At 71.5% G+C, this 23,845-nt stretch carries 16 protein-coding genes; all 16 read left to right on the top strand.

Going from position 1 to position 23,845, the window contains the following annotated elements; all coding sequences use genetic code 11:
* The first annotated feature begins 6 nt into the window (after positions 1 to 6).
* The 16 genes from ABZ659_RS11915 (at position 7) to obgE (ending at position 23,843) form a co-directional block, all read left to right on the top strand.
* The gene (locus tag ABZ659_RS11915; protein WP_360216834.1) at positions 7 to 2,631 is read left to right on the top strand and encodes a valine--tRNA ligase; all 2,625 of its coding nucleotides are present in this window, start codon (positions 7 to 9) and stop codon (positions 2,629 to 2,631) included.
* 183 nt (positions 2,632 to 2,814) lie between these two features.
* Entirely contained in the window at positions 2,815 to 4,317 is a 1,503-nt protein-coding gene (locus ABZ659_RS11910; protein ID WP_360216831.1) for a folylpolyglutamate synthase/dihydrofolate synthase family protein, read from the top strand.
* 6 nt (positions 4,318 to 4,323) lie between these two features.
* Entirely contained in the window at positions 4,324 to 4,680 is a 357-nt protein-coding gene (locus ABZ659_RS11905) for a DUF4233 domain-containing protein (protein WP_360216828.1), read from the top strand.
* Positions 4,681 to 4,833: 153 nt separating this feature from the next.
* A complete protein-coding gene (gene ndk / locus ABZ659_RS11900; RefSeq protein WP_360216825.1) occupies positions 4,834 to 5,247 on the top strand; it encodes a nucleoside-diphosphate kinase in 414 nt (137 codons plus the stop codon).
* 270 nt (positions 5,248 to 5,517) lie between these two features.
* Entirely contained in the window at positions 5,518 to 6,537 is a 1,020-nt protein-coding gene (locus ABZ659_RS11895) for a rod shape-determining protein (RefSeq protein ID WP_121888712.1), read from the top strand.
* Between the two features lie 150 nt (positions 6,538 to 6,687).
* The gene (gene mreC / locus ABZ659_RS11890) at positions 6,688 to 7,677 is read left to right on the top strand and encodes a rod shape-determining protein MreC (RefSeq protein WP_360216822.1); all 990 of its coding nucleotides are present in this window, start codon (positions 6,688 to 6,690) and stop codon (positions 7,675 to 7,677) included.
* Positions 7,678 to 7,691: 14 nt separating this feature from the next.
* A complete protein-coding gene (mreD, locus tag ABZ659_RS11885) occupies positions 7,692 to 8,369 on the top strand; it encodes a rod shape-determining protein MreD (protein ID WP_360216819.1) in 678 nt (225 codons plus the stop codon).
* A 157-nt stretch (positions 8,370 to 8,526) separates the two neighbouring features.
* Complete coding sequence (mrdA, locus tag ABZ659_RS11880; RefSeq protein ID WP_360216816.1) at positions 8,527 to 10,773, top strand: penicillin-binding protein 2; 2,247 nt, start codon at positions 8,527 to 8,529, stop codon at positions 10,771 to 10,773.
* Positions 10,770 to 11,969 carry a rod shape-determining protein RodA gene (rodA, locus tag ABZ659_RS11875; RefSeq protein ID WP_360216813.1) on the top strand — a complete coding sequence of 400 codons (1,200 nt, stop codon included), beginning with the start codon at positions 10,770 to 10,772 and terminating at the stop codon, positions 11,967 to 11,969. Before mrdA ends, rodA begins: the two co-directional genes overlap by 4 nt.
* Positions 11,970 to 12,059: 90 nt before the next feature.
* Positions 12,060 to 13,592 (top strand): CYTH and CHAD domain-containing protein, encoded by a 1,533-nt coding sequence (locus tag ABZ659_RS11870; RefSeq protein ID WP_360216810.1) that lies wholly within the window; start codon positions 12,060 to 12,062, stop codon positions 13,590 to 13,592.
* A gap of 70 nt (positions 13,593 to 13,662) precedes the next feature.
* Positions 13,663 to 15,603 carry a TIGR03960 family B12-binding radical SAM protein gene (locus tag ABZ659_RS11865; RefSeq protein ID WP_360216807.1) on the top strand — a complete coding sequence of 647 codons (1,941 nt, stop codon included), beginning with the start codon at positions 13,663 to 13,665 and terminating at the stop codon, positions 15,601 to 15,603.
* A gap of 494 nt (positions 15,604 to 16,097) precedes the next feature.
* Positions 16,098 to 16,904, top strand: coding sequence for a TIGR03936 family radical SAM-associated protein (locus ABZ659_RS11860; protein WP_360216804.1), 807 nt, complete (start codon positions 16,098 to 16,100; stop codon positions 16,902 to 16,904).
* 263 nt (positions 16,905 to 17,167) lie between these two features.
* Positions 17,168 to 21,439, top strand: a complete 4,272-nt coding sequence (locus ABZ659_RS11855; protein ID WP_360216801.1) for an Rne/Rng family ribonuclease — start codon at positions 17,168 to 17,170, stop codon at positions 21,437 to 21,439.
* A gap of 251 nt (positions 21,440 to 21,690) precedes the next feature.
* A complete protein-coding gene (gene rplU, locus ABZ659_RS11850) occupies positions 21,691 to 22,011 on the top strand; it encodes a 50S ribosomal protein L21 (RefSeq protein WP_004931419.1) in 321 nt (106 codons plus the stop codon).
* 14 nt (positions 22,012 to 22,025) lie between these two features.
* The gene (gene rpmA, locus ABZ659_RS11845; RefSeq protein ID WP_351064556.1) at positions 22,026 to 22,280 is read left to right on the top strand and encodes a 50S ribosomal protein L27; all 255 of its coding nucleotides are present in this window, start codon (positions 22,026 to 22,028) and stop codon (positions 22,278 to 22,280) included.
* Between the two features lie 126 nt (positions 22,281 to 22,406).
* Positions 22,407 to 23,843 (top strand): GTPase ObgE, encoded by a 1,437-nt coding sequence (obgE, locus tag ABZ659_RS11840; protein WP_360216797.1) that lies wholly within the window; start codon positions 22,407 to 22,409, stop codon positions 23,841 to 23,843.
* Positions 23,844 to 23,845 lie beyond the last annotated feature (2 nt).

Genomic DNA, 23,845 nt, shown 5'->3' with positions numbered 1-23,845 from the left:
GGGCTCGTGACCGAGAACACTCAGCAGCAGCAACCAGCGCCCACCACCGAACTGCCGACCCAGTACGCGCCGGCCGAGGTAGAGGGGGCGCTGTACGAGCGCTGGGTAGAACGCGGTTACTTCGAGGCGGACGAGAAGAGCGACAAGCCGCCCTACACCATCGTCATCCCGCCGCCGAACGTCACCGGCAGCCTGCACCTCGGGCACGCCTTCGAGCACACCCTCATCGACGCCCTGACCCGCCGCAAGCGGATGCAGGGCCACGAGACGCTGTGGCAGCCCGGCATGGACCACGCGGGCATCGCCACGCAGAACGTCGTCGAGCGGGAGCTGGGCAAGGAGGGCAAGTCCCGGCACGACCTCGGCCGGGAGGCGTTCGTCGAGCGTGTCTGGCGGTGGAAGGCCGAGTCCGGCGGGCAGATCTCCGGGCAGATGCGCCGCCTCGGCGACGGCGTCGCCTGGTCGCGTGAGCGCTTCACGATGGACGAGGGCCTGTCCCAGGCCGTCCAGACCATCTTCAAGCGGCTCTACGACGACGAGCTGATCTACCGCGCCGAGCGCATCATCAACTGGTGCCCCCGCTGTCTCACCGCGATCTCCGACATCGAGGTCGAGTACCAGGACGACGACGGCGAGCTGGTCTCCATGAAGTACGGGGAGGGCGAGGACACCGTCGTCGTCGCCACCACCCGCGCGGAGACGATGCTCGGTGACACCGCCGTCGCCGTCCACCCCGACGACGAGCGCTACCGGCACCTGATCGGCAAGCAGATCAGGCTGCCGCTGACCGACCGCTCCATCCCGGTCGTCGCGGACACCCACGTCGACCCCGAGTTCGGCACGGGTGCCGTCAAGGTCACCCCGGCGCACGACCCGAACGACTTCGAGATCGGCCAGCGCCACGGCCTGCCCGCCATCACCGTGATGGACGAGCACGCCGTCATCACCGTCCACGGCCCCTTCCAGGGCCTGGACCGCTTCGAGGCCCGCTCCGCGATCGTCGCCGCGCTGCGCGCCGAGGGCCGGATCGTCGCCGAGAAGCGGCCCTACGTCCACTCGGTCGGCCACTGCTCGCGCTGCAAGACCACCGTCGAGCCGCGGCTTTCCATGCAGTGGTGGGTCAAGGTCGGCCCGCTGGCGAAGGCCGCCGGTGACGCCGTCCGCGACGGCAGGGTCAGGATCCACCCGCAGGAGATGGAGAAGCGGTACTTCGACTGGGTCGACAACCTCCACGACTGGTGCATCTCCCGCCAGCTGTGGTGGGGCCACCGCATCCCCGTCTGGTACGGCCCGGACGGCGAGGTCGTCTGCGTCGGCCCCGGCGAGCAGCCGCCGAGCGGCGAGGGCTGGCGGCAGGACTCCGACGTCCTCGACACCTGGTTCTCGTCCGGCCTGTGGCCCTTCTCCACCCTCGGCTGGCCGGAGCGGACCGAGTCGCTCGCGAAGTTCTACCCGAACTCCGTCCTGGTCACCGGCTACGACATCCTCTTCTTCTGGGTCGCCCGGATGATGATGTTCGGCCTCTACGCGATGGACGGCACCCCGCCGTTCCACACCATCGCCCTGCACGGCATGGTCCGTGACCAGAACGGCAAGAAGATGTCGAAGTCCTTCGGGAACGTCGTCGACCCGCTGGACTGGATGGACAAGTACGGCTCCGACGCCCTGCGCTTCACCCTGGCGCGCGGCGCCAACCCGGGCGTGGACGTCCCGATCGGCGAGGACTGGGTCCAGGGCTCCCGGAACTTCGCCAACAAGATCTGGAACGCCACCCGGTTCGCCCTGATGAACGGCGCCACGGTGGAGGGCCCGCTGCCGGACGCCTCCGCGATGTCGTCGACGGACCGCTGGATCCTCTCCCGGCTGAACTCGGTGGTCGCCGAGGTCGACGCGTTCTACGAGGACTACCAGTTCGCGAAGGTCTCCGACGCCCTGTTCCACTTCGCGTGGGACGAGGTCTTCGACTGGTACGTGGAGCTGTCCAAGACCACCTTCCAGGCGGGCGGCGCGGCGGCCGAGGTCAGCAAGCGCGTCCTCGGCGAGGTCCTCGACGTCACGCTGCGGCTGCTGCACCCGGTCGTCCCGTTCGTCACGGAGACCCTGTGGACGACGCTGACCGGCGGTGAGTCGCTGGTCATCGCCGACTGGCCGGGCGACTCCGGGTTCCGCGACGCCGCCGCCGAGCGGGAGATCGCCGACCTCCAGTCGGTGATCACCGAGGTCCGCCGCTTCCGCGCCGACCAGGGCCTCCAGCCCGGCCAGCGGGTCCCGGCCCGCCTCACGCTGGACGGCACGCCGTTCGCCGCGCACGAGGCCGCCATCCGGCAGCTCCTGCGGCTCCAGCCGGAGGGCGACGCCTTCGCGGCGACGGCCACCCTGCCGGTCGCCGGGGCGACGGTCGCGCTGGACCTGTCCGGCACGATCGACGTGGCGGCGGAACGCAAGCGGCTCGCCAAGGACCTCGCCGCCGCCGAGAAGGAGCAGGCCCAGGCCGCGGCCAAGCTCGGCAACGAGGCGTTCCTGGCGAAGGCACCGGACAACGTCGTGGACAAGATCCGGGGCCGCCTGTCCAAGGCGGAGGAGGACATCGCCCGCATCTCCGCCCAGCTGGAGAAGCTGCCGCAGGCGTAGCGGTCCGTACGGCTGGGAGGGCCCCGGTGCTGGGAGGCGCCGGGGCCCTCACGTGCTCAAGGGGCGCGGGGTTGTGTCAACGTGCTCCGCCGCGTGGGCGCGACAAGCCACGACGACGCCGCACTCACCCGACGACACAAGCCACCCCCACCCGATGTCACCCCCGCTCCGTAGACTGGCCCCGTGACCGACCAGAACGAGCCCGACCCCCTCGACTCCTTCGAAGACATCATCGAGGCCGAAACCCAGCGCGACCCCGACCTCGCCGTGATCGAGGCCGGCAGCCGCACCCTCCGCACCCAGGGCGGCCCCCCGGAGTCCGACGTGCCCGCGCGCCCGGAGGACCCCGAGGTCGACCAGGCCCTGCGCGAGGTGGAGGCCGAGCTGGCGACCCGCTGGGGCGAGACCAAGCTGGAGCCGTCGGTCGGCAGGATCGCCGCGCTGATGGACGTCCTGGGCGACCCCCAGCGCACGTACCCGTCGATCCACATCACCGGCACCAACGGCAAGACCTCCACCGCCCGCATGGTCGAGGCGCTCCTCGGCGCCTTCGACCTGCGCACCGGCCGCTACACGTCCCCGCACGTGCAGTCGATCACCGAGCGGATCAGCCTGGACGGCGCGCCGATCAGCGCCGAGCGGTTCGTGGAGACGTACCGGGACGTCAGGCCGTACGTCGAGATGGTCGACGCCCAGCAGGACTACCGGCTGTCGTTCTTCGAGGTGCTGACGGGGATGGCGTACGCCGCCTTCGCGGACGCGCCGGTGGACGTGGCCGTGGTGGAGGTCGGCATGGGCGGCAGCTGGGACGCCACCAACGTGATCGACGGTGACGTGGCCGTGGTGACGCCGATCGACCTCGACCACACCGACCGGCTCGGGTCCACGCCCGGGGAGATCGCCGCGGAGAAGGCGGGCATCGTCAAGCAGGGCGCGACGGTGATCCTGGCGCAGCAGCCGGTGGACGCGGCGCAGGTGCTGCTGAAGCGGGCTGTCGAGGTGGACGCCACGGTGGCCCGGGAGGGCCTGGAGTTCGGGGTCGTGGACCGGCAGGTCGCGGTCGGCGGGCAGCTGCTGACGCTGCGCGGGCTCGGCGGTGAGTACACCGAGGTGTACCTGCCGCTGCATGGAGCGCACCAGGCGCACAACGCGGCCGTCGCGCTGGCCGCCGTGGAGGCGTTCTTCGGGGTGGGCGCGCAGCGCGCCGAGCCGCTGGACGTCGACACGGTGCGCAAGGCGTTCGCCGCGGTGGCGTCGCCGGGCCGCCTGGAGGTCGTACGGCGGTCACCCACGGTCGTGCTGGACGCGGCGCACAACCCGGCGGGCGCGCGGGCGGTGGCCGAGGCGATCGGGGAGGCGTTCCAGTTCAGCCGACTGATCGGGGTGGTCGGCGCGAGCGGGGACAAGGACGTGCGGGGGCTGCTGGAGGCGTTCGAGCCGGTGTTCGCGGAGATCGTGGTGACGCAGAACTCCAGTCACCGCGCGATGGACGCGGACGAGCTGGCGGCGGTCGCGGTGGAGGTGTTCGGGGACGAGCGGGTGCAGGTCGAGCCGCGGTTGCCGGACGCGTTGGAGGAGGCGATCACGCTCGCGGAGGAAGAGGGCGAGTTCGCGGGCGGCGGTGTGCTGGTCACCGGTTCCGTCATCACGGTCGGCGAGGCCCGGCTGCTTCTGGGGAGGGGCTGATTTCTGATGCGTACGCTCTGTTCTGGGACGTTGATCGCGGAGTTCCTCATCATCGGCTTCGCCGGTCTGGTGGCGATGAAGGACGACGACCTGTCCACGGGCACGGTGTGGGCGGTGTGCGGCGCCGGGATGCTGCTCAGCCTGCTGCTCTGCGGGCTGCTCACCCGGCCGGGCGGGGTCGCCCTGGGCTGGGTGCTCCAGGTGGGGCTCGTCGCCTCCGGGTTCTTCGTGCCGATGATGTTCGTGGTGGGCGTGCTGTTCGCGGGCCTGTGGTGGTCCTCGGTGCACTTCGGGCGGAAGGTGGACGAGGCGAAGGCGAGATTCGCGGCGGCCACCGAGGCGGACCAGCCCGACGCGGTGTGAGGCCCGTCAGGTCGGCGGCCGACGCGCGGCGTGGGGTCCAGACCGATGCCGACGCGCGGCGTGGGCCGTCAGCCTGACGCTGCGTAACGGGTGGGGGGACACGCCCGGTAATCTTCGTCCTCCCGCACATCCTTTGATTCCAAGGAGCACCTCGTGACCCAGCGCACCCTCGTGCTGCTCAAGCCCGACGCCGTCCGGCGGGGCCTGACCGGCGAGATCATCAGCCGTATCGAGCGCAAGGCCGGCTGGCAGATCACCGCGCTGGAACTGCGCACCCTCGACCAGGACACGCTGGAGCAGCACTACGGCGAGCACAAGGGCAAGCCCTTCTACGAGCCCCTCGTCGGGTTCATGGCCTCCGGCCCCGTCGTCGCGCTGATCGTCGAGGGTGAGCGGGTCATCGAGGGCGTGCGGCAACTCGCCGGTCCCACCGACCCGATCGCCGCGCAGCCCGGTTCCATCCGCGGTGACTACGGTGTGATCGTCCGCGAGAACCTGATCCACGCCTCCGACTCCGAGGAGTCCGCCGAGCGTGAGGTGAAGATCTTCTTCCCTGGCCGGGCGTAGCCCGGTAGCGTGACCGGAAGTCCCGGGAGCGGGCTCCCTCGTCCCGGGCTTCCCGGCATAGGCGAGGCGATCGAGGGAACGAGTGTCCCCGAACGCTCGTCTCCACAAGCGAACCCGCGGCGCATCTGCTGACAATGGCGAAGACCCTCCCGCAGTGTTCGGGAAGGCGCGTCTACGATGGAAGCCTTCACGTCACCGCACCCACCTCGCCAACCTGAAAAGCTCTCAAAAGCTCGTGGGAAGGCCAGACGAATCCTGATGGGGAACTCAATGTCGTTCATCGGCCGTGACATGGCTGTCGACCTCGGGACCGCCAACACGCTGGTGTACGTCAGGGGTCGCGGGATCGTACTCAACGAGCCGTCCGTCGTCGCGATCAACACCAACACCGGTGGCATCCTCGCGGTCGGCGCCGAAGCGAAGAAGATGATCGGGCGCACGCCCGGCAACATCGTTGCCGTACGTCCGCTGAAGGACGGTGTGATCGCCGACTTCGAGATCACCGAGCGGATGCTCCGCTACTTCATCCTGAAGATCCACAAGCGGCGGTATCTGGCTCGCCCGCGGGTCGTCGTCTGTGTGCCGTCGGGCATCACGGGCGTCGAGCGCCGCGCCGTCATCGAGGCGTCGTCCCAGGCTGGCGCCCGCCAGGTGCACATCATCGAGGAGCCCATGGCCGCGGCCATCGGCTCCGGCCTGCCGGTCCACGAGGCCACGGGCAACATGGTGGTGGACATCGGCGGCGGCACCACGGAGGTCGCGGTCATCTCCCTCGGCGGCATCGTCACCGCCCAGTCCATCCGGGTCGCGGGCGACGAACTGGACAACGCGATCATCCAGCACATCAAGAAGGAGTACTCGCTCCTGCTGGGTGAGCGCACGGCCGAGCAGATCAAGATCACGATCGGTTCGGCGTACGACCTCGACTCCGACGAGCACACCGAAATCCGTGGCCGGGACCTCGTCTCCGGCCTGCCCAAGACCGTCGTCATCTCCGCCGGGGAGGTGCGCAAGGCGATCGAGGAGCCGGTCAACGCCATCGTCGACGCGGTGAAGACGACCCTCGACAAGTGTCCGCCGGAACTGTCCGGCGACATCATGGACCGCGGCATCGTTCTGACCGGCGGCGGGGCGCTGCTGCGCGGGCTGGACGAGCGGCTGCGCCGGGAGACCGGTATGCCGATCCACATCGCCGAGGACCCGCTGGACAGCGTGGCGCTCGGTTCCGGCAAGTGTGTCGAGGAGTTCGAGGCGCTCCAGCAGGTGCTGGACGCCCAGCCGCGCAGATGACGTGAGTGGTCGATTCCGCCGTACGAGATGATCTCCTCTCGTGCGGCGGATCGTTGGTTCAGAGGCATAAGCTGCGACAGATCGATCTCCAGCTACCGCTTTATCTCGTTTCACTCCTGAATTCGATGAGGAAGGGCACGGCCGCCGCACGTGAGGGACACACGAGAGAGCCGGCTGCTTCTTGTGCTGCTGGTCGCCACCGCGTTCGCGCTGATCACGGTGGACATCCGCGGCGGGGAGGACTCACCGGTCGACGGTGCCCGGCAGGCCGCCGCCACCGTCTTCGGCCCGATCCAGGACGGGGTGTCGTCCGCGGTCGACCCGGTCGGGAACGCGGTCTCCGCGATCCGTGACTCCGGTGACCGGCACGACCGGCTCGCCGAACTGGAGCGGGAGAACGCCGAGCTGAAGGCGGAGCTCGGCAGCGACGACCGCAACCGCAGCAGGGCCAGGCAGCTCGACAGGATGCTGAAGACGGCGGGCGCGGGCCAGTACGGCATCAAGGGTGCCGAGGTCATCGCCATAGGGGCGGCGCAGGGCTTCTCCTGGACGATCACCATCGACGTCGGCGCCGACGACGGCATCCAGCGCGACATGACCGTCCTCAACGGGGACGGGCTGGTCGGCCGGGTCACCACCGTCGGACCGAGCACCGCCACCGTGCTGCTGGCCAGCGACCCGGACTTCACCGTCGGCACCCGGATGGAGAACAGCGACGAGCTGGGCTTCGCCTCCGGGCAGGGCGACCGTCCGCTGCGCGTGGAACTCCTCAACGGCAAGGCCGAGGTGAAGAAGGGCGACCGGCTGGTCACCTTCGGTTCGCAGGCCGACAGGCCGTTCGTGCCGGGCGTGCCGGTCGGTGTGGTGTCCCGCGTCGACCCGTCCGGCGGCGACCTGACGCGGACGCTGTACGTGACGCCGTACGTCGGTTTCAGCAAGCTCGACATCGTCGGCGTGGTCGTGCAGGCCCCCGCGAAGGACCCGCGCGACACGGTGCTGCCGCCCCGGCCGAAGCCCACTCCGACGCCGACCGTGACGGTGACGGTGACGCCGGGGGCGGAGAACGCCGAAGGTACCGAGGGCACCGGGGACACGGGGGCACCCGCCGACGGCGGGGTCCAGCAAGAGCAAGAGCAGTAAGGGGACTGTCACTCATGCGCGTCAACCGGATCCTGCTCGCCTCCGCGCTCGTCGTCGTCGCCCTGGTGCTCCAGGTGAGCGTCCTGGCCCGGCTCCACCTGCCGGGCGCCGTGCCCGACCTGCTGCTGCTCACCGTGCTGGGCCTCGCCCTGGTGTACGGCCATGTGGGGGGCGCCCTCGTCGGCTTCGGCGCCGGGCTGCTGATCGACCTGGCCCCGCCCGCCGACCACGCCGCCGGACGGTACGCGCTGGTGCTGTGCGTGGTCGGGTACCTCGCCGGGCTGGTCAGACCGGAGAACGGACGGCTGAAGTCGGCGACGGGTCCGATGGCCGTGGTCGTCGCCGCCGCCGTCGGTACGACCCTGCTGTACGCGGGTGTCGGCGCCCTCGTCGGTGACACCGCCGCCCGCCATGTGGGCCTCGGCGGCCTGCTGTTCACGGCCGCGCTGTACGACCTGCTGCTGGCGCCGTTCGTCGTCCCCGGGGTGATGGCGCTCGCCCGGCGCGCCGAGAACGACCCGCTGGAGGCCAACTCCGCGTCCAGCGCCTCCGACATCTCCTCCGGCTGGCTGTCCTCCGGGACCGGTCTGCGGATCGGCGCGCAGCGCGGCGGGCTCGGCGGGCTGAAGGTGAAGGCGGCACGGGCGCGGGTGGCGCGCGCCGGACGCATCAAGGGGGTCAAGCGGCTGTGAGGTCGGGGGAGTTCACCCGGACGGGTGAGGGCGGGCGGAACCCGGGCCCGCGGGTCGGTCGTTCCTCATTCGTACACACGCACACATCGCTCGCACGGCTTTCGGTCGCCTGTAGGTCCGGCCGCTCGTTCGCACTCTGAGAGGGGGAGGCACCGCAGTGACCAACATCCCCGAGACCGGTCGGACCCCACGGGTCCAGACCCGGCTCGTCATCGTCCAGATCCTCGTCCTCTCCCTGCTCGCCACCCTCGGCGGGCGGCTCTGGTACCTGCAGATCCGGGAGGGCGCCGCGTACGCCAAGGAGGCGTCCGGCAACCACGTCCAGCAGGTCGTCCAGCCCGCCGTCCGCGGCTCCATCCTGGACGCCCGCGGGGTGGCCCTCGCCGACAACGAGACCCGGTTGGTGGTCTCCGCCTCCCGTACCGCCCTGCTGAAGATGAAGGACGACGGCAAGGCCGTCCTCACCAAGCTCGCGGGCGTCCTCGGCATGGAGCCGAAGGAGGTCATGGAGAAGGTCCGGCTGTGCGACGCCGACACCCCGCAGCCCTGTTGGAACGGCTCGCCGTACCAGCCCATCCCCATCACCGACGAGGCCACCCCCAAGCAGGCCCTCCAGATCCGGGAGCGCGCCGAGGACTTCCCCGGCATCACCGCCGAACCGCAGGCCGTGCGCCGCTACGCGAACCCGGGCCAGGCCAACACCGCCCAGGTCCTCGGCTACCTCTCCCCGGTCACCGACGAGGAGATCAAGCAGGCGCAGGACACCGACTCGCCGTACCTGCGCTCCGACATGGTCGGCCGCAACGGCCTGGAGCGGCAGTACGACAGGGAACTGCGCGGCAAGGCGGGCGTCACCCGCTACGAGGTCGACAACCTCGGCCGGGTCATCGGCGAGGCCGAGGCCGACGACGCCCAGCCCGGCTCCAACCTGGTCACCAGCATCGACGCCCGCGTCCAGCGGGTCGCCGAGTACGAGCTGAACGAGGCGATGAAGACCGCCCGCAAGGAGTGGGACCGCAACACCAACGAGCGGTACAAGGCGGACGCGGGCGCCGTCGTCGTGATGGAGGCCAGGACCGGCCGGGTCGTCGCCATGGCGTCCAACCCGACCTACGACCCGAACGCGTGGGTGGGCGGCATCTCCGCCAAGGACTACAAGAAGCTCACCGGCAAGTCGTCCAACTACCCGCTGCTGAACCGCGCCATACAGGGTCAGGCGGCGCCCGGCTCCATCTTCAAGGTGGTCTCCTCGGCCGCCGCGGTACAGGCCGGGTACGACTTCGACGGCAGCTACGAGTGCTCCAGCTCCTACTCCGTCGGTGGTCAGGTCTTCAAGAACTTCGAGTCGCAGAACCACGGCGCGATCAGCCTGGGCCGCGCCCTGGAGGTCTCCTGCGACACCGTCTACTACCGGCTGGCGCACAGCGAGTGGCAGCGGGACGGCGGGATCAACCCCAAGAAGAAGCCCGGCGACTGGTTCTTCAAGACCGCCCACCAGTTCGGCCTCGGCAAGGAGACCGGCATCGACCTGCCCAACGAGGTCACCGGCCGCGTCCCCGACCGGCAGTGGAAGCAGGACTACTGGAAGGCCAACAAGGACGCCTGGTGCAAGACGGGCAAGAAGAACGGCGACTACGTCGAGCGGATCTCCTACGAGAACTGCCTCGAAGGCAACAAGATGCGCGCCGGTGACGAGATCAACTACTCCATCGGCCAGGGCGACACCCTGGTGACGCCGATCCAGATGGCCACCATCTACGCGGCGATCTCCAACGGCGGCACGCTCTACGACCCGACCGTGGGCAAGGCGGTCATCAGCCCCGACGGCAAGCAGGTCACCGAGATCAAGCCCGAGGCGCACGGCAAGCTGCCCATCGACAAGGCGACCCTCACCAAGATGGACGACGCCCTCGCGGGCGTGGCCACCCGGGGCACCGCGGCCTGGCGGTTCGGCGGCTGGCCGCAGGACGAGATCGAGATGCACGCCAAGACCGGTACGGCGGAGGTCTACGGCAAGCAGACGACGTCGTGGTTCGCCACCTACACCAAGGACTACGCGATCGTCATGACGATCTCCCAGGGCGGCACCGGCTCCGGTGCCTCAGGCCCGGCCGTCCGCAACATCTACGACGCGCTGTACGGCGTCGCCGACGACGGCACCATCAACAAGAAGAAGGCCCTCCTGCCCACCCCGCAGAAGAGCCTGCCGAAGATCAAGGCGGACGGTTCGATCGCCGCCCCGAAGATGTCCAAGGACCCGGCGAAGGACCAGCAGGCCTACCAGAAGGGCCCCGAGGCCCCGGCCCAGGAGCAGGTGGCGGCCACCGTCGAGCAGACCGGCACGGGCAACCGGCTCACCCGCAGGCGGCAGCGGCGCGGCAAGCGAAGGGCGGCAGCGGCATGACCGGCGCCAACAGCTTCCATGTCTCCGGCTACGGACCCGACCGCGCGGGCTGGACGCGGCTGTTCGCCCGTGACTCGCTGGCCCGCCGCCTCGACTGGCCGATACTGTTCGCGGCCATCGCCCTGTCCCTGATGGGCTCGGTCCTCGTCTACTCCGCGACCCGCAACCGTACGGAACTGAACCAGGGCGACCCGTACTACTTCTTCATCCGGCACCTGCTCAACACCGGTATCGGGTTCGCCCTGATGATCAGCACGGTCTGGCTCGGCCACCGCACCCTGCGCACGGCGGTGCCGATCCTGTACGGCATCTCGGTCTTCCTGATCCTGCTGGTGCTCACCCCGCTGGGCTCCACCGTCAACGGCGCGCACTCCTGGATCCAGCTCGCCGGCGGCTTCTCGCTCCAGCCCTCGGAGTTCGTGAAGGTCACGATCATCCTGGGGATGGCGATGCTGCTGGCGGCCCGGGTCGACGCGGGCGACAGACCCTACCCGGACCACCGGACGGTGCTCCAGGCCCTGGGGCTGGCCGCCGTGCCCATGCTGATCGTGATGCTGATGCCCGACCTCGGCTCGGTGATGGTCATGGTCATCATCGTGCTGGGAGTGCTGCTGGCATCCGGCGCCTCCAACCGGTGGGTCCTCGGGCTGATCGGCAGCGGCGCGCTCGGCGCCATCACCGTCTGGCAGCTCGGCATCCTCGACGAGTACCAGATCAACCGCTTCGCCGCCTTCGCCAACCCCGAGCTGGACCCGGCTGGCGTCGGCTACAACACCAACCAGGCCCGGATCGCCATCGGCTCCGGCGGGCTGACGGGCTCCGGGCTGTTCCAGGGCTCCCAGACCACCGGGCAGTTCGTGCCCGAGCAGCAGACCGACTTCGTCTTCACCGTCGCCGGTGAGGAACTGGGCTTCGTCGGCGGTGGACTGATCATCCTGCTGCTGGGCGTCGTGCTGTGGCGGGCCTGCCGGATCGCCCGGGAGACCACCGAGCTGTACGGCACGATCGTCGCCGCGGGGATCGTCGCCTGGTTCGCCTTCCAGGCGTTCGAGAACATCGGGATGACCCTCGGCATCATGCCGGTCACCGGCCTGCCCCTGCCGTTCGTGTCCTACGGAGGCTCGTCGATGTTCGCGACCTGGGTGGCGGTGGGGCTGTTGCAGTCGATCCGGGTGCAACGGCCGATGTCGGCGTAGCGTCACCGTGGCGGGGGAAGCGGTCGTTGGTCCGTGATTCAGCGGTAGTTGGCCCTGCCGCCGTGCTCCGTCTGCCACTAGATTCAGGTCATGGCGGAGACGAAACGCGAGATCGAACGCAAGTACGAATCCGACGAGAGTGGACTGCCCGACCTGACAGCAGTCGCCGGGGTCGCGGCGGTCCTGGACAAGGGCGTCGTGGAACTCGACGCCGTGTACTACGACACCGCCGACGAGCGCCTCGCCGCGGACTCGCTGACCCTGCGCCGCCGCACCGGCGGCTCCGACGCGGGCTGGCACCTGAAGTTCCCGGTCGGCCCCGGAGTGCGGGACGAGATCCAGGCCCCGCTCTCCGGCGCCCTGCCCCGCGCCCTCGCCGGGCTCGTCCGCTCCCGGGTGCGCGGCGCCGAACTGCTGCCCGTGGTCCGGCTGCGCTCCGCCCGGGACCTCCGCCACCTCGTCGACGCCGACGGCACGCTACTCGCCGAGGTCAGCGTGGACGCCGTACACGCGGAGCGGCTCGCCGGGGGAGCGGGCGCGGCGCAGTGGACCGAGATCGAGGTGGAGCTGGCCGACGGCGGCGACCCGGCGCTCCTGGACCAGGTGGAGAGACGTCTGCGCAAGGCGGGCGTACGGCCGTCGAAGTCGTCGTCCAAACTGGCCCGCGCCCTGAAGGCGACGGCACCGGGCAGGAAGCCGGGCAAGAAGAGCCGACGCGGGACGAAGAAGGGCCAGCCCGACGCCCCGGGCCCCGGCACCAGCGGTGAGCACGTCCTGGCCTATCTGCGGGCCCAGCGGGACGCCATCGTCGGGCTCGACCCCGCCGTGCGCCGGGACGTGTACGACTCGGTGCACGCCATGCGGGTCGCCACCCGGCGGGCACGCAGCGCCTTCCGCAGCTACGGCAGGATCCTGGACCGTACGGTCACCGACCCGGTGGGCGAGGAGCTGAAGTGGCTCGCGGGCGAGCTGGGCGCGGGCCGCGACCAGGAGGTCCTCACCGAGCGCCTGACGACCCTCCTCGCCGAACTGCCCCGCCCGCTGGTCACCGGCCCGGTCCGCACCCGGCTGCGCACCTGGTCGCACGCGCGCCGCTCCGGCTCCCGGCGCCGCATGACCGCCGTACTCGACGGCAGGCGCTATCTCGCCCTCCTCGACACCCTGGACGCGCTGCTCGCCGACCCGCCGCTGCTCAAGGCGGCCGGGGCCGCGCCGGAGAAGGCGGTCGCCAAGGCGGTCGACAAGGACTTCGCGGCCGTCTCCGCCCTCGTCGAGCGGGCCCTCGCCCTGCCGCCAGGACCGGACCGCGACCTGGCCCTGCACGAGGCCCGCAAGAAGGCCAAGCGCGCCCGGTACGCGGCGGAGGCGGCGACGCCCGCGCTGGGCGACCCGATGGCCGCCCTGACGAAGTCGATGAAGGCGCTCCAGGGACTGCTGGGCGACCACCAGGACAGCGTGATGTCCCGCGAGGCCCTGCGCGACCTGGCCGCCCAGGCCCACGCGGCGGGCGAGAACGCCTTCACCTACGGACTGCTCTACGGCAGGGAGGAGCAGCGGGCGGCGACCGCGGAGGCCGAGCTGCCGCGGCTGTGGACGGAGGTCGGAAGGCGTCGGAAAGGCTGACGTGCCGGGGCGCTCGCGGCCCGCGTTAGTCTTGAGGGTCACCCCTGTCAGCTCACGCGAAAGTCCCATGATGTCTGTCGAGCCAGCTGAGTCGGTGTTCCCGCAGCTTGAAGCTCTGCTCCCGCATGTGCAGAAGCCGATCCAGTACGTCGGTGGTGAACTCAACTCCACCGTCAAGCCCTGGGACGCGTGCGACGTGCGCTGGGCGCTCATGTACCCGGACGCGTACGAGGTGGGACTGCCCAACCAGGGCGTCATGATCCTCTACGAGGTCCTCAACGAGCGCGCGGGCGTCCTCGCCGAGCGCACCTACAGCGTCTGGCCGGACCTGGAGGCCCTGATGCGCGAGCACCAGGTCCCGCAGTTCACGGTCGACTCGCACCGTCCGGTGAAGGCGTTCGACGTGTTCGGCGTGAGCTTCTCCACCGAACTGGGCTACACCAACCTGCTCACGGCGCTCGACCTGTCCGGCATCCCGCTGGAGGCGAGGGACCGCGGCCTCGACGACCCGATCGTGCTGGCGGGCGGCCACGCGGCCTTCAACCCCGAGCCGATCGCGGACTTCATCGACTGCGCCGTGATCGGCGACGGCGAGCAGGCCGTGCTGGAGATCACCGACATCGTCCGCGCCTGGAAGGCGGAGGGCCGCCCCGGCGGCCGGGAGGAGGTCCTCCTCCGCCTCGCGAAGACCGGCGGCGTCTACGTCCCCGGCTTCTACGACGTCGAGTACCTCCCGGACGGCCGGATCGCCCGCGTCGTCCCGAACCGCTCCGGCGTCCCGTGGCGCGTCTCCAAGCACACCGTGATGGACCTCGACGAGTGGCCCTACCCCAAGCAGCCCCTGGTCCCCCTCGCCGAGACCGTCCACGAGCGCATGTCGGTGGAGATCTTCCGCGGCTGCACCCGCGGCTGCCGCTTCTGCCAGGCGGGCATGATCACCCGCCCGGTCCGTGAGCGCTCCATCACCGGCATCGGCGACATGGTGGAGAAGGGCCTGAAGGCGACGGGCTTCGAGGAGGTCGGCCTGCTGTCGCTCTCCTCCGCGGACCACTCCGAGATCGGCGACATCGCCAAGGGCCTCGCCGACCGCTACGAGGAGGACAAGGTCGGCCTGTCCCTGCCCTCCACCCGCGTCGACGCCTTCAACATCGACCTCGCCAACGAACTGACCCGCAACGGCCGCCGCTCCGGCCTCACCTTCGCCCCCGAGGGCGGCTCCGAACGCATCCGCAAGGTCATCAACAAGATGGTCTCGGAAGACGACCTGATCAGGACGGTCGCGACGGCCTACGGCAACGGCTGGCGCCAGGTGAAGCTGTACTTCATGTGCGGCCTGCCCACCGAGACCGACGACGACGTCCTGCAGATCGCCGACATGGCCACGCGGGTCATCGCCAAGGGCCGTGAGGTCTCCGGCTCCAACGACATCCGCTGCACGGTCTCCATCGGCGGCTTCGTCCCCAAGCCCCACACCCCCTTCCAGTGGTCGCCGCAACTCTCCGCCGAGGAGACCGACGCCCGCCTGGCCAAGCTCCGCGACAAGATCCGCGGCGACAAGAAGTACGGCCGCTCCATCGGCTTCCGCTACCACGACGGCAAGCCCGGCATCGTCGAGGGCCTGCTCTCCCGCGGTGACCGCCGCATCGGCGCCGTCATCCGCGCGGTCTACGAGGACGGCGGCCGTTTCGACGGCTGGCGCGAGCACTTCTCCTACGACCGCTGGATGGCCTGCGCCGACAAGGCCCTGGCCCCCCTCGGCGTCGACGTCGACTGGTACACCACCCGCGAGCGCTCCTACGAGGAGGTCCTCCCCTGGGACCACCTCGACTCCGGCCTCGACAAGGACTGGCTCTGGGAGGACTGGCAGGACGCCCTCGACGAGACGGAGGTCGAGGACTGCCGCTGGACCCCGTGCTTCGACTGCGGGGTGTGCCCTCAGATGGACACGGCCATACAAATCGGCCCCACCGGCAAGAAGCTGCTCCCGCTGACCGTGAAGAACGCGGGCTGATCCGGCGGGCTCAGTCGTCCCGCAGGCCCTCGGCCTCCCTGCCCCCCGCGGCGAGGAAGTCGAGGGCCTGCTGGCACAGGGTCGGGCCCACGGGGAGGTTGGCCTCCGTGCAGAGGCGCCGACCTCGGAAGGGCGTTCATGGTGGGGCCGTCCCTGGTGACCGTCTCGACCGGCACCCCGGCCGTGCCGGGATCGCGGCCCAGTCGCGCCCGCAGCTCCGTCAACGCCTGCTCGTCGCCCTTGGTCATCAGCCGGGTCCGCATTGCCCCCCGGTTCCTCCCCCGGGAAGTGCCTGCCAGGGTCGCTCAGGGGAAACGGGCGGTGGGGGATCGGTCTCGTGGGGAAGCGGGCGCGCGCGTCCGGGAGGTTCCCACCGGACCGGCGGGAACCTCCCGGGGCCGGGACACGTACTCTTGGTAGGAGTACGACCGCTCTCACGAAGGACAAGGACACTGGGCAAGCGACAGCCCGAAGGCCCGCCGCCCGCACCAGCGGTGCAGCGCATCCGACTGCGCTACACCAAGCGCGGCCGCCTCCGGTTCACCAGCCACCGCGACTTCCAGCGCGCCTTCGAGCGTGCGCTGCGCCGCGCCGAGGTGCCCATGGCGTACTCGGCGGGGTTCACCCCGCACCCGAAGGTGTCGTACGCCAATGCCGCACCCACCGGCACGGGCAGTGAGGCGGAGTACCTGGAGATCGCGCTCACCGAAGCGCGCGATCCCGAGCGGCTGCGCGCCCTCCTCGACGAGTCGATGCCCCCCGGGCTCGACGTGATCGAGGCGGTCGAGGCCCGCACCTCGGGCCTCGCGGACCGGCTGACGGCTTCCGTGTGGGAGCTGCGGCTGACCGGGGTCCCGGCCGAGGACGCCCGCCGAGCGGTGGACGCCTTCAACGCCGCCGGGACGGTCGAGGTCCAGCGCCGCACCAAGAACGGCGTCCGTACCTTCGACGCCCGCCCGGCCGTCGTCAGCCTGGAAAGTCACTCCATGGGCTCACCCGGCCCGGACAGCACGGAAACGCACAGTTCGCGGGCTGATAGGCCGAGCGACCAGCCCTGTGCGATACTGCGGCTGGTTGTTCGGCACGTGACGCCTGCCGTACGACCCGACGACGTCCTGTCCGGTCTCCGCGCCGTGGCCGACCTGGCGCCGCCGGTCCCCGCAGCGGTGACCAGGCTGGCGCAGGGGCTGTTCGATGAAGAGACCGGCACGGTGACCGACCCGCTCGCGCCCGACCGCGAGGCGGCGGAGGCCCTCTTCCCGATGGCCGCACCCGCTGCCGCCGCGAAGGCGCCCGGGTAAGGAAGGTCCCGCGTAAGGACGGACGTCGAAGCGCCGCCCTCGTATCCGGGAGCCACCTGGGTCGGGCAGCGCCACCGACCACAAGACTTTCGCCAGGCCGTTCGCAACACGGCGTACGGAACCGGCGAGACAGGACACAGAAAGCTCCCGAGTGGCGCTCGCGCCCCGGACGGCGGCACACGCGCAGCGCGCGAGCCGCGGACGTCACCGGCATACGCCGGACCAGGTGCGGCGCCCGGGAGCCTGACGGGAGAAACGCCCGGATGCTTGAACCGACCGAGCCCACTGAGGGTTCCGAACTGAACACCCCCAGCGACACCCTGCCGCCGCGCCGTCGGCGCCGTGCCGCGTCCCGCCCGGCGGGCCCGCCCGTCGCCTCCGCCGACGCCCCGGTGGAGACCGTCACCCCGGCCATACCGGCCGCGGAGGCCGCCGCGATCGCGGCGGACGAGACCGACGCTGCTGATGCGGCGGACGTGAGGGATGTGACGGACGTGGCTGAGGAGACCGAGGTCGCGGCCGAGGCCGAGGAGGCCCCGGTCACGGAGCCCGAGCCCGCGCCCGCCGCGCGTCCGCGTCGCCGGGCGACCCGGAAGGTGTCCGCGCCCGCCGGGGCCGTGGCGCCCGTGGAGGCCGCCGAGACCGTACTGCCCGCGGCCACCCCCGCCGACGACGCTCCCACCGAGACGGCGACCGCCGCGGAACCGGTGGCCGCGCAGGCGCCCGCCGAGGAGCCCGCGCCCCCGCGCACCCGCCGCCGCGCCACCCGCCGGGCGTCCGCGCCCGCCGGGGCGCCGGAGACCACGGACGCGACGGAGACGGTCGCGGCCGAGGTCGCGGAGGCTCCGGTGACGGAGCCCGAGGCCGCGCCCGCCGCGCGTCCGCGCCGCCGGGCGACCCGGAAGGCGTCCGCGCCTGCCAAGACCGCGCAGGTCACCGAGGCGCCTGAGGCAGCCGAGACGGCCGAGGCGGCGGTAACGGCTGAGAAGCCTGTTGCCGCTGAGAAGGCCGAAGCCCCCGCCCCCGCCGAAGAGGCCGCCCCGCGTCGCACGCGGCGTCGGGCCACCCGGCGCGCGACCGCCGCGGTGACCGGCACGGACGACGCCAGCGCCACCGCCGAGCCCGCGGCCACCGGCACCACGGCCGAGCAGACCGCGGCCGAGCCGACCACCAGCGAGGAGAAGCCCGTCACCGAGCCCGGCAGCCCCGACGAGCGGGCCACCGCGCCGCGGGCCGAGAGCGAGCAGGCGACCGTCTCCGAGGCGGCCGCCCCGCGCCGGGCCCGCCGCCGCAGCGTGCGCAAGGCCGCCACCGGTTTCGCCGAGCCCGCGCAGCCCACGGCGCAGACCCCCGCGGAGCCCGCCGCCGAGCCCGAGTCCTCGCGCCGCCCCGCGCGGCCCGCGGTCGCCGTGTTCCAGCCGCCGGTCTTCACCGAGCCGCAGTTCCAGTTCCAGACGCCGCAGCGGGCCGCCGCCGAAGCCGCCGCCGAGGCGGCGGGACAGCCCGCGACCGGAGCGGAACCGGAAACGGAGCCGGAGCCCGAGGTGGCGAAGACCGCCAAGACCACGAAGGCCACGAAGGCCAGGAAGACCGAGGAGACCGCCGAGGGCGCGGAAGCCGTGGAGGAGCAGACCCCCTCGCGCCGCCGTCGCCGGCGCCGCGGTGCCGCCGACGAGGCCGAGGCGCAGCCCGCCGAGACCGCCGTCGCGCCCGCCGCGGAGGAGGAGCCCGATGAGGTCGAGGAGTCCGCGGAGCACGCCGACGAGGACGACGGCGAGGAGACCGGCTCGCGCCGCCGCCGTCGCCGGGGCGGCCGTCGCCGTCGCCGGGGCGAGACCGGTGACGGCGCCGACGGCGAGGGCGAGGACACCGCCACCGAGCAGGCCGCGCGGGACGCCGAGGGCACCGCCGAGCAGGCCGAGGAAGACGCCGACGACGAGGACGCCGAGGGCCGTGGCGAGGACGCCGGGGGTTCCAGCTCCAGCACCCGCCGTCGCCGCCGTCGTCGCCGTCGCGCCGGTGACAGCTCCCCCGACGCCGAGCCGTCCGCCGACGACCCCGAGCGCACCGTCGTCAAGGTGCGTGAGCCGCGCAAGCAGGCCGAGCCGTCCGACGAGGTGCAGTCCATCAAGGGCTCCACGCGTCTGGAGGCGAAGAAGCAGCGCCGCCGCGAGGGCCGTGAGCAGGGCCGCCGCCGCGTGCCGATCATCACCGAGGCGGAGTTCCTGGCCCGCCGCGAGGCCGTCGAGCGCGTGATGGTCGTCCGCCAGTACGGCGACCGTACGCAGATCGGCGTCCTGGAGGACGGCGTGCTCGTCGAGCACTACGTCAACAAGGAGCAGGCGACGTCGTACGTCGGCAACGTGTACCTGGGCAAGGTGCAGAACGTGCTGCCGTCGATGGAGGCCGCCTTCATCGACATCGGCAAGGGCCGCAACGCCGTGCTCTACGCCGGTGAGGTGAACTTCGAGGCGCTCGGCATGGCGCACGGGCCGCGCCGTATCGAGTCCGCGCTGAAGTCCGGGCAGTCGGTCCTGGTGCAGGTCACCAAGGACCCGATCGGGCACAAGGGCGCCCGCCTGACCAGCCAGGTATCCCTCCCGGGCCGCTACCTCGTGTACGTGCCCGAGGGCTCGATGACCGGCATCAGCCGCAAGCTGCCCGACACCGAGCGGGCCCGGCTGAAGACGATCCTGAAGAAGATCGTCCCCGAGGACGCGGGCGTCATCGTGCGCACCGCCGCCGAGGGCGCCAGCGAGGACGAGCTGCGCCGCGACGTCGAGCGGCTCCAGGCGCAGTGGACGGAGATCCAGAAGAAGGCCAAGAGCGGCAACGCCCCGAGCCTGCTGTACGGCGAGCCGGACATGACGGTCCGCGTCGTGCGCGACATCTTCAACGAGGACTTCACCAAGGTCATCGTCAGCGGTGACGACGCCTGGTCGACCATCCACGGGTACGTCTCCCACGTGGCCCCCGACCTGGCCGAGCGGCTCAGCCGCTGGACCAGCGAGGTCGACGTCTTCGCCACGTACCGGATCGACGAGCAGCTCGCCAAGGCGCTGGACCGCAAGGTCTGGCTGCCCAGCGGCGGTTCGCTGGTGATCGACCGGACCGAGGCGATGGTCGTCATCGACGTCAACACCGGCAAGTTCACCGGTCAGGGCGGCAACCTGGAAGAGACCGTCACCAGGAACAACCTGGAGGCGGCCGAGGAGATCGTCCGCCAGCTGCGGCTGCGCGACCTCGGCGGCATCATCGTCATCGACTTCATCGACATGGTGCTGGAGTCCAACCGGGACCTCGTGCTGCGCCGCCTGCTGGAGTGCCTGGGCCGGGACCGTACGAAGCACCAGGTCGCCGAGGTGACCTCGCTGGGGCTGGTGCAGATGACCCGCAAGCGGGTCGGGCAGGGCCTGCTGGAGTCGTTCTCCGAGACCTGTGTCCACTGCAACGGCCGCGGTGTGATCGTGCACTTGGACCACGCCGCCGGTGCGGGCGGCGGGGGCGGCGGCAAGCGCAAGAAGCGGGCGCGGGCCGGTGCGGCCGAGCAGGAGCCCGCGGTCGCCGCCGAGATCTCCGCCGTGACGCCGGAGGAGGAGGCGGAGGCGGAGGCCGTCGAGGTCGCCGCCGAGATCGCGGAGCCGGTGGCGCTGCCCGCCCCCGAGTTCGCGCCGGACGAGGAGCTGTACAGCAGCGTCGCCGAGGCGGAGGCCGCGGTCTCGCGCGGGCGTTCGCGGCGCCGGGCGAGCCGCCGGGCGTCCGCTCCGGCCGGTGCGCCCAGGGCCGAGGAGGCCGTCGTCGTGGCGCCGACCGCGCAGGACGTCACCGTCGCCGAGGAGGTCGCGCGTCCGGTCACCCCGGAGGCCGCCGCCGAGGTGAAGTCCGAGCCGGCCGCCGTCGAGGACCCGGTCTTCGAGGGCCGTACGGTCGAGGAGGCCGCGCCCAAGGGCCGTACCCGGCGCCGGGCGACCCGCAGGGCGTCCGCCCCGGCCGGTTCGCCGACGGCGGCGGAGGCGGCCGTGGTGACGGTGACCGAGCCCGCGGCGTCCGCGCCGTCGGCCGAGGACACGCCGGTCACCCCGGAGCCCGAGGCTCCGGCCGAGCCCGCGGCGGAGAGCCCCGCGCCGCCCGCCCGTCCGCGCCGCCGCGCCGTGCGCAAGGCCACCGCGCCCACCGCCCCGGCGGAGGCGGCCGTCCTGGTCGTCCCCACGGAGACGGCGGAACCGGCCGCCGAGGCGTCCGAGGCCCCGGCAGCCCCCGAGGCCGCCGAGACCTCCGAGGCCGAGGCCCCCGAAGCCGAGGCCGCCGCCAAGAAGACGGCCCGCAAGACGGCGAAGAAGGCCACGGCGAAGAAGGCCGCCACGAAGAAGACCACGGCCAAGAAGACCGCCGCCAAGAAGACGGCGGCGAAGAAGACGACGGCCAAGAAGGCGGCGAAGACGACGAAGTCGGCGGCCAAGAAGACCACCGCGAAGAAGACCGTGGCGGCGGAGCAGACCCTGCCCTCCGTCTCGGCCTCCACTGACGAGGGCTGACGCGCGGGACGCCCCGGGTGTGCGGTCGGCGTGACCGGCCGCACACCCGGGGAGCCCGGCCCGGTTTGACCCCTTCGGCCGCCGCCCCGTAACCTTGACCGTCGGCATGTCCGTCCACAGAGACACGCCACATCCCCGTAAACCTCTTCCTCCCGGGCGTCCGGACTCCGGTGGGCCGGGAGAGGCTGTTCGCTTCGGTCGGGCGGCTGGACTGCGGGGGTGCCGTTCCCGAGCGAGAGAGTGAGATCCGCGTGTACGCCATCGTGCGCAGCGGTGGCCGCCAGCACAAGGTTGCTGTCGGTGACATCGTTGAGGTTGACAAGATTTCCACCGCCAAGGTTGGCGACACGGTCGAGCTCTCGACCCTGCTCGTTGTCGACGGCGACGCCGTGACCAGTGACCCGTGGGTGCTGGCCGGTATCAAGGTCCAGGCCGAGGTCGTGGACCACCACAAGGGCCAGAAGATCGACATTCTGCGCTACAAGAACAAGACCGGCTACCGCCGTCGTCAGGGCCACCGCCAGCAGTACACGGCGATCAAGGTCACTGAGATCCCCGCGGCTGCGAAGTAAGGGACTGAGGAGAGATGGCACACAAGAAGGGCGCATCGTCCACCCGCAACGGTCGTGACTCCAACGCTCAGCGCCTCGGCGTGAAGCGCTTCGGCGGTCAGGTCGTCAACGCGGGCGAGATCCTGGTCCGCCAGCGTGGCACCCACTTCCACCCGGGCTCCGGCGTCGGTCGCGGTGGCGACGACACGCTGTTCGCCCTCCAGGCCGGTGCGGTGGAGTTCGGCACCAGCCGCGGCCGCAAGGTCGTGAACATCGTCCCGGTCGCCTGAGCAGTCTGACCGGACACCAACGCGAGGCGGACCTCACTTCCCTCCGGGGAAGCGGGTCCGCCTTTCGCGTGTTACACCCAAGGCATTCACGCCAAGACATTGCGTACGTATCTGGAGGCACATCCCATGACCACCTTCGTGGACCGCGTCGAGCTGCACGTCGCCGCGGGTAGCGGGGGCCACGGCTGTGCCTCCGTCCACCGGGAGAAGTTCAAGCCGCTCGGCGGCCCGGACGGCGGCAACGGCGGCCGGGGCGGCGACGTCATCCTCACCGTCGACCAGTCGGTGACGACGCTCCTGGACTACCACCACTCCCCGCACCGCAAGGCCACCAACGGCAAGCCCGGCGAGGGCGGCCACCGCTCCGGCAAGGACGGCCAGGACCTGGTCCTGCCGGTGCCGGACGGCACCGTCGTGCTGGACAAGGCGGGCAACGTCCTCGCCGACCTGGTCGGCCACGGCACGTCGTTCGTCGCCGCGCAGGGCGGCCGGGGCGGCCTCGGCAACGCCGCGCTGGCCTCCGCCCGCCGCAAGGCGCCCGGGTTCGCGCTGCTCGGTGAGCCGGGGGACCTGCGGGACGTCGTACTGGAGCTGAAGACCGTCGCCGACGTGGCGCTGGTCGGCTACCCGAGCGCGGGCAAGTCGTCGCTGATCTCGGTGCTGAGCGCGGCCAAGCCGAAGATCGCCGACTACCCGTTCACCACGCTGGTGCCGAACCTGGGCGTCGTGACCGCGGGCTCCACCGTCTACACCATCGCCGACGTGCCCGGACTGATCCCCGGGGCCAGCCAGGGCAAGGGGCTCGGCCTCGAGTTCCTGCGCCACGTGGAGCGGTGCAGCGTGCTGGTGCACGTGCTGGACACGGCGACGCTGGAGTCCGAGCGCGACCCGGTCTCCGACCTCGACGTCATCGAGGAGGAGCTGCGGCAGTACGGCGGCCTGGACAACCGGCCGCGGCTGGTCGTGCTGAACAAGATCGACGTCCCGGACGGCAAGGACCTCGCCGAGATGGTGCGGCCGGACCTGGAGGCGCGCGGTTACCGCGTCTTCGAGGTGTCGGCGGTGGCGCACATGGGGCTGAAGGAGCTGTCGTACGCCCTCGCGGAGCTGGTCGGCGCGGCGCGTGCGGCGCGGCCCAAGGAGGAGGCGACGCGGATCGTCATCCGGCCCAAGGCCGTGGACGACGCGGGCTTCACCGTCGAACGCGAGGAGGACGGGCTGTTCCGGGTGCGCGGCGAGAAGCCGGAGCGCTGGGTGCGGCAGACCGACTTCAACAACGACGAGGCCGTGGGCTACCTCGCCGACCGGCTCAACCGCCTCGGGGTGGAGGAGCAGCTGGTGAAGGCGGGCGCGCGGGCCGGGGACGGGGTCGCGATCGGACCCGAGGACAACGCGGTCGTCTTCGACTGGGAGCCGACGGTGATGGCCGGGGCGGAGATGCTGGGCCGCCGCGGTGAGGACCACCGTCTGGAGGAGCAGCGTCCGGCGGCGCAGCGCCGCCGTGACCGGCAGGCCGAACGCGACGACGCGCAGCGCGAGTTCGACGACTTCGAGCCGTTCTGACG

Origin of the sequence: Streptomyces sp. NPDC006997 (genome assembly GCF_040635175.1) — a bacterium.
Lineage (GTDB): Bacteria > Actinomycetota > Actinomycetes > Streptomycetales > Streptomycetaceae > Streptomyces.
Note: the sequence above shows the minus strand (reverse complement) of the source record. Positions and strands in the feature narration are given on the sequence as shown.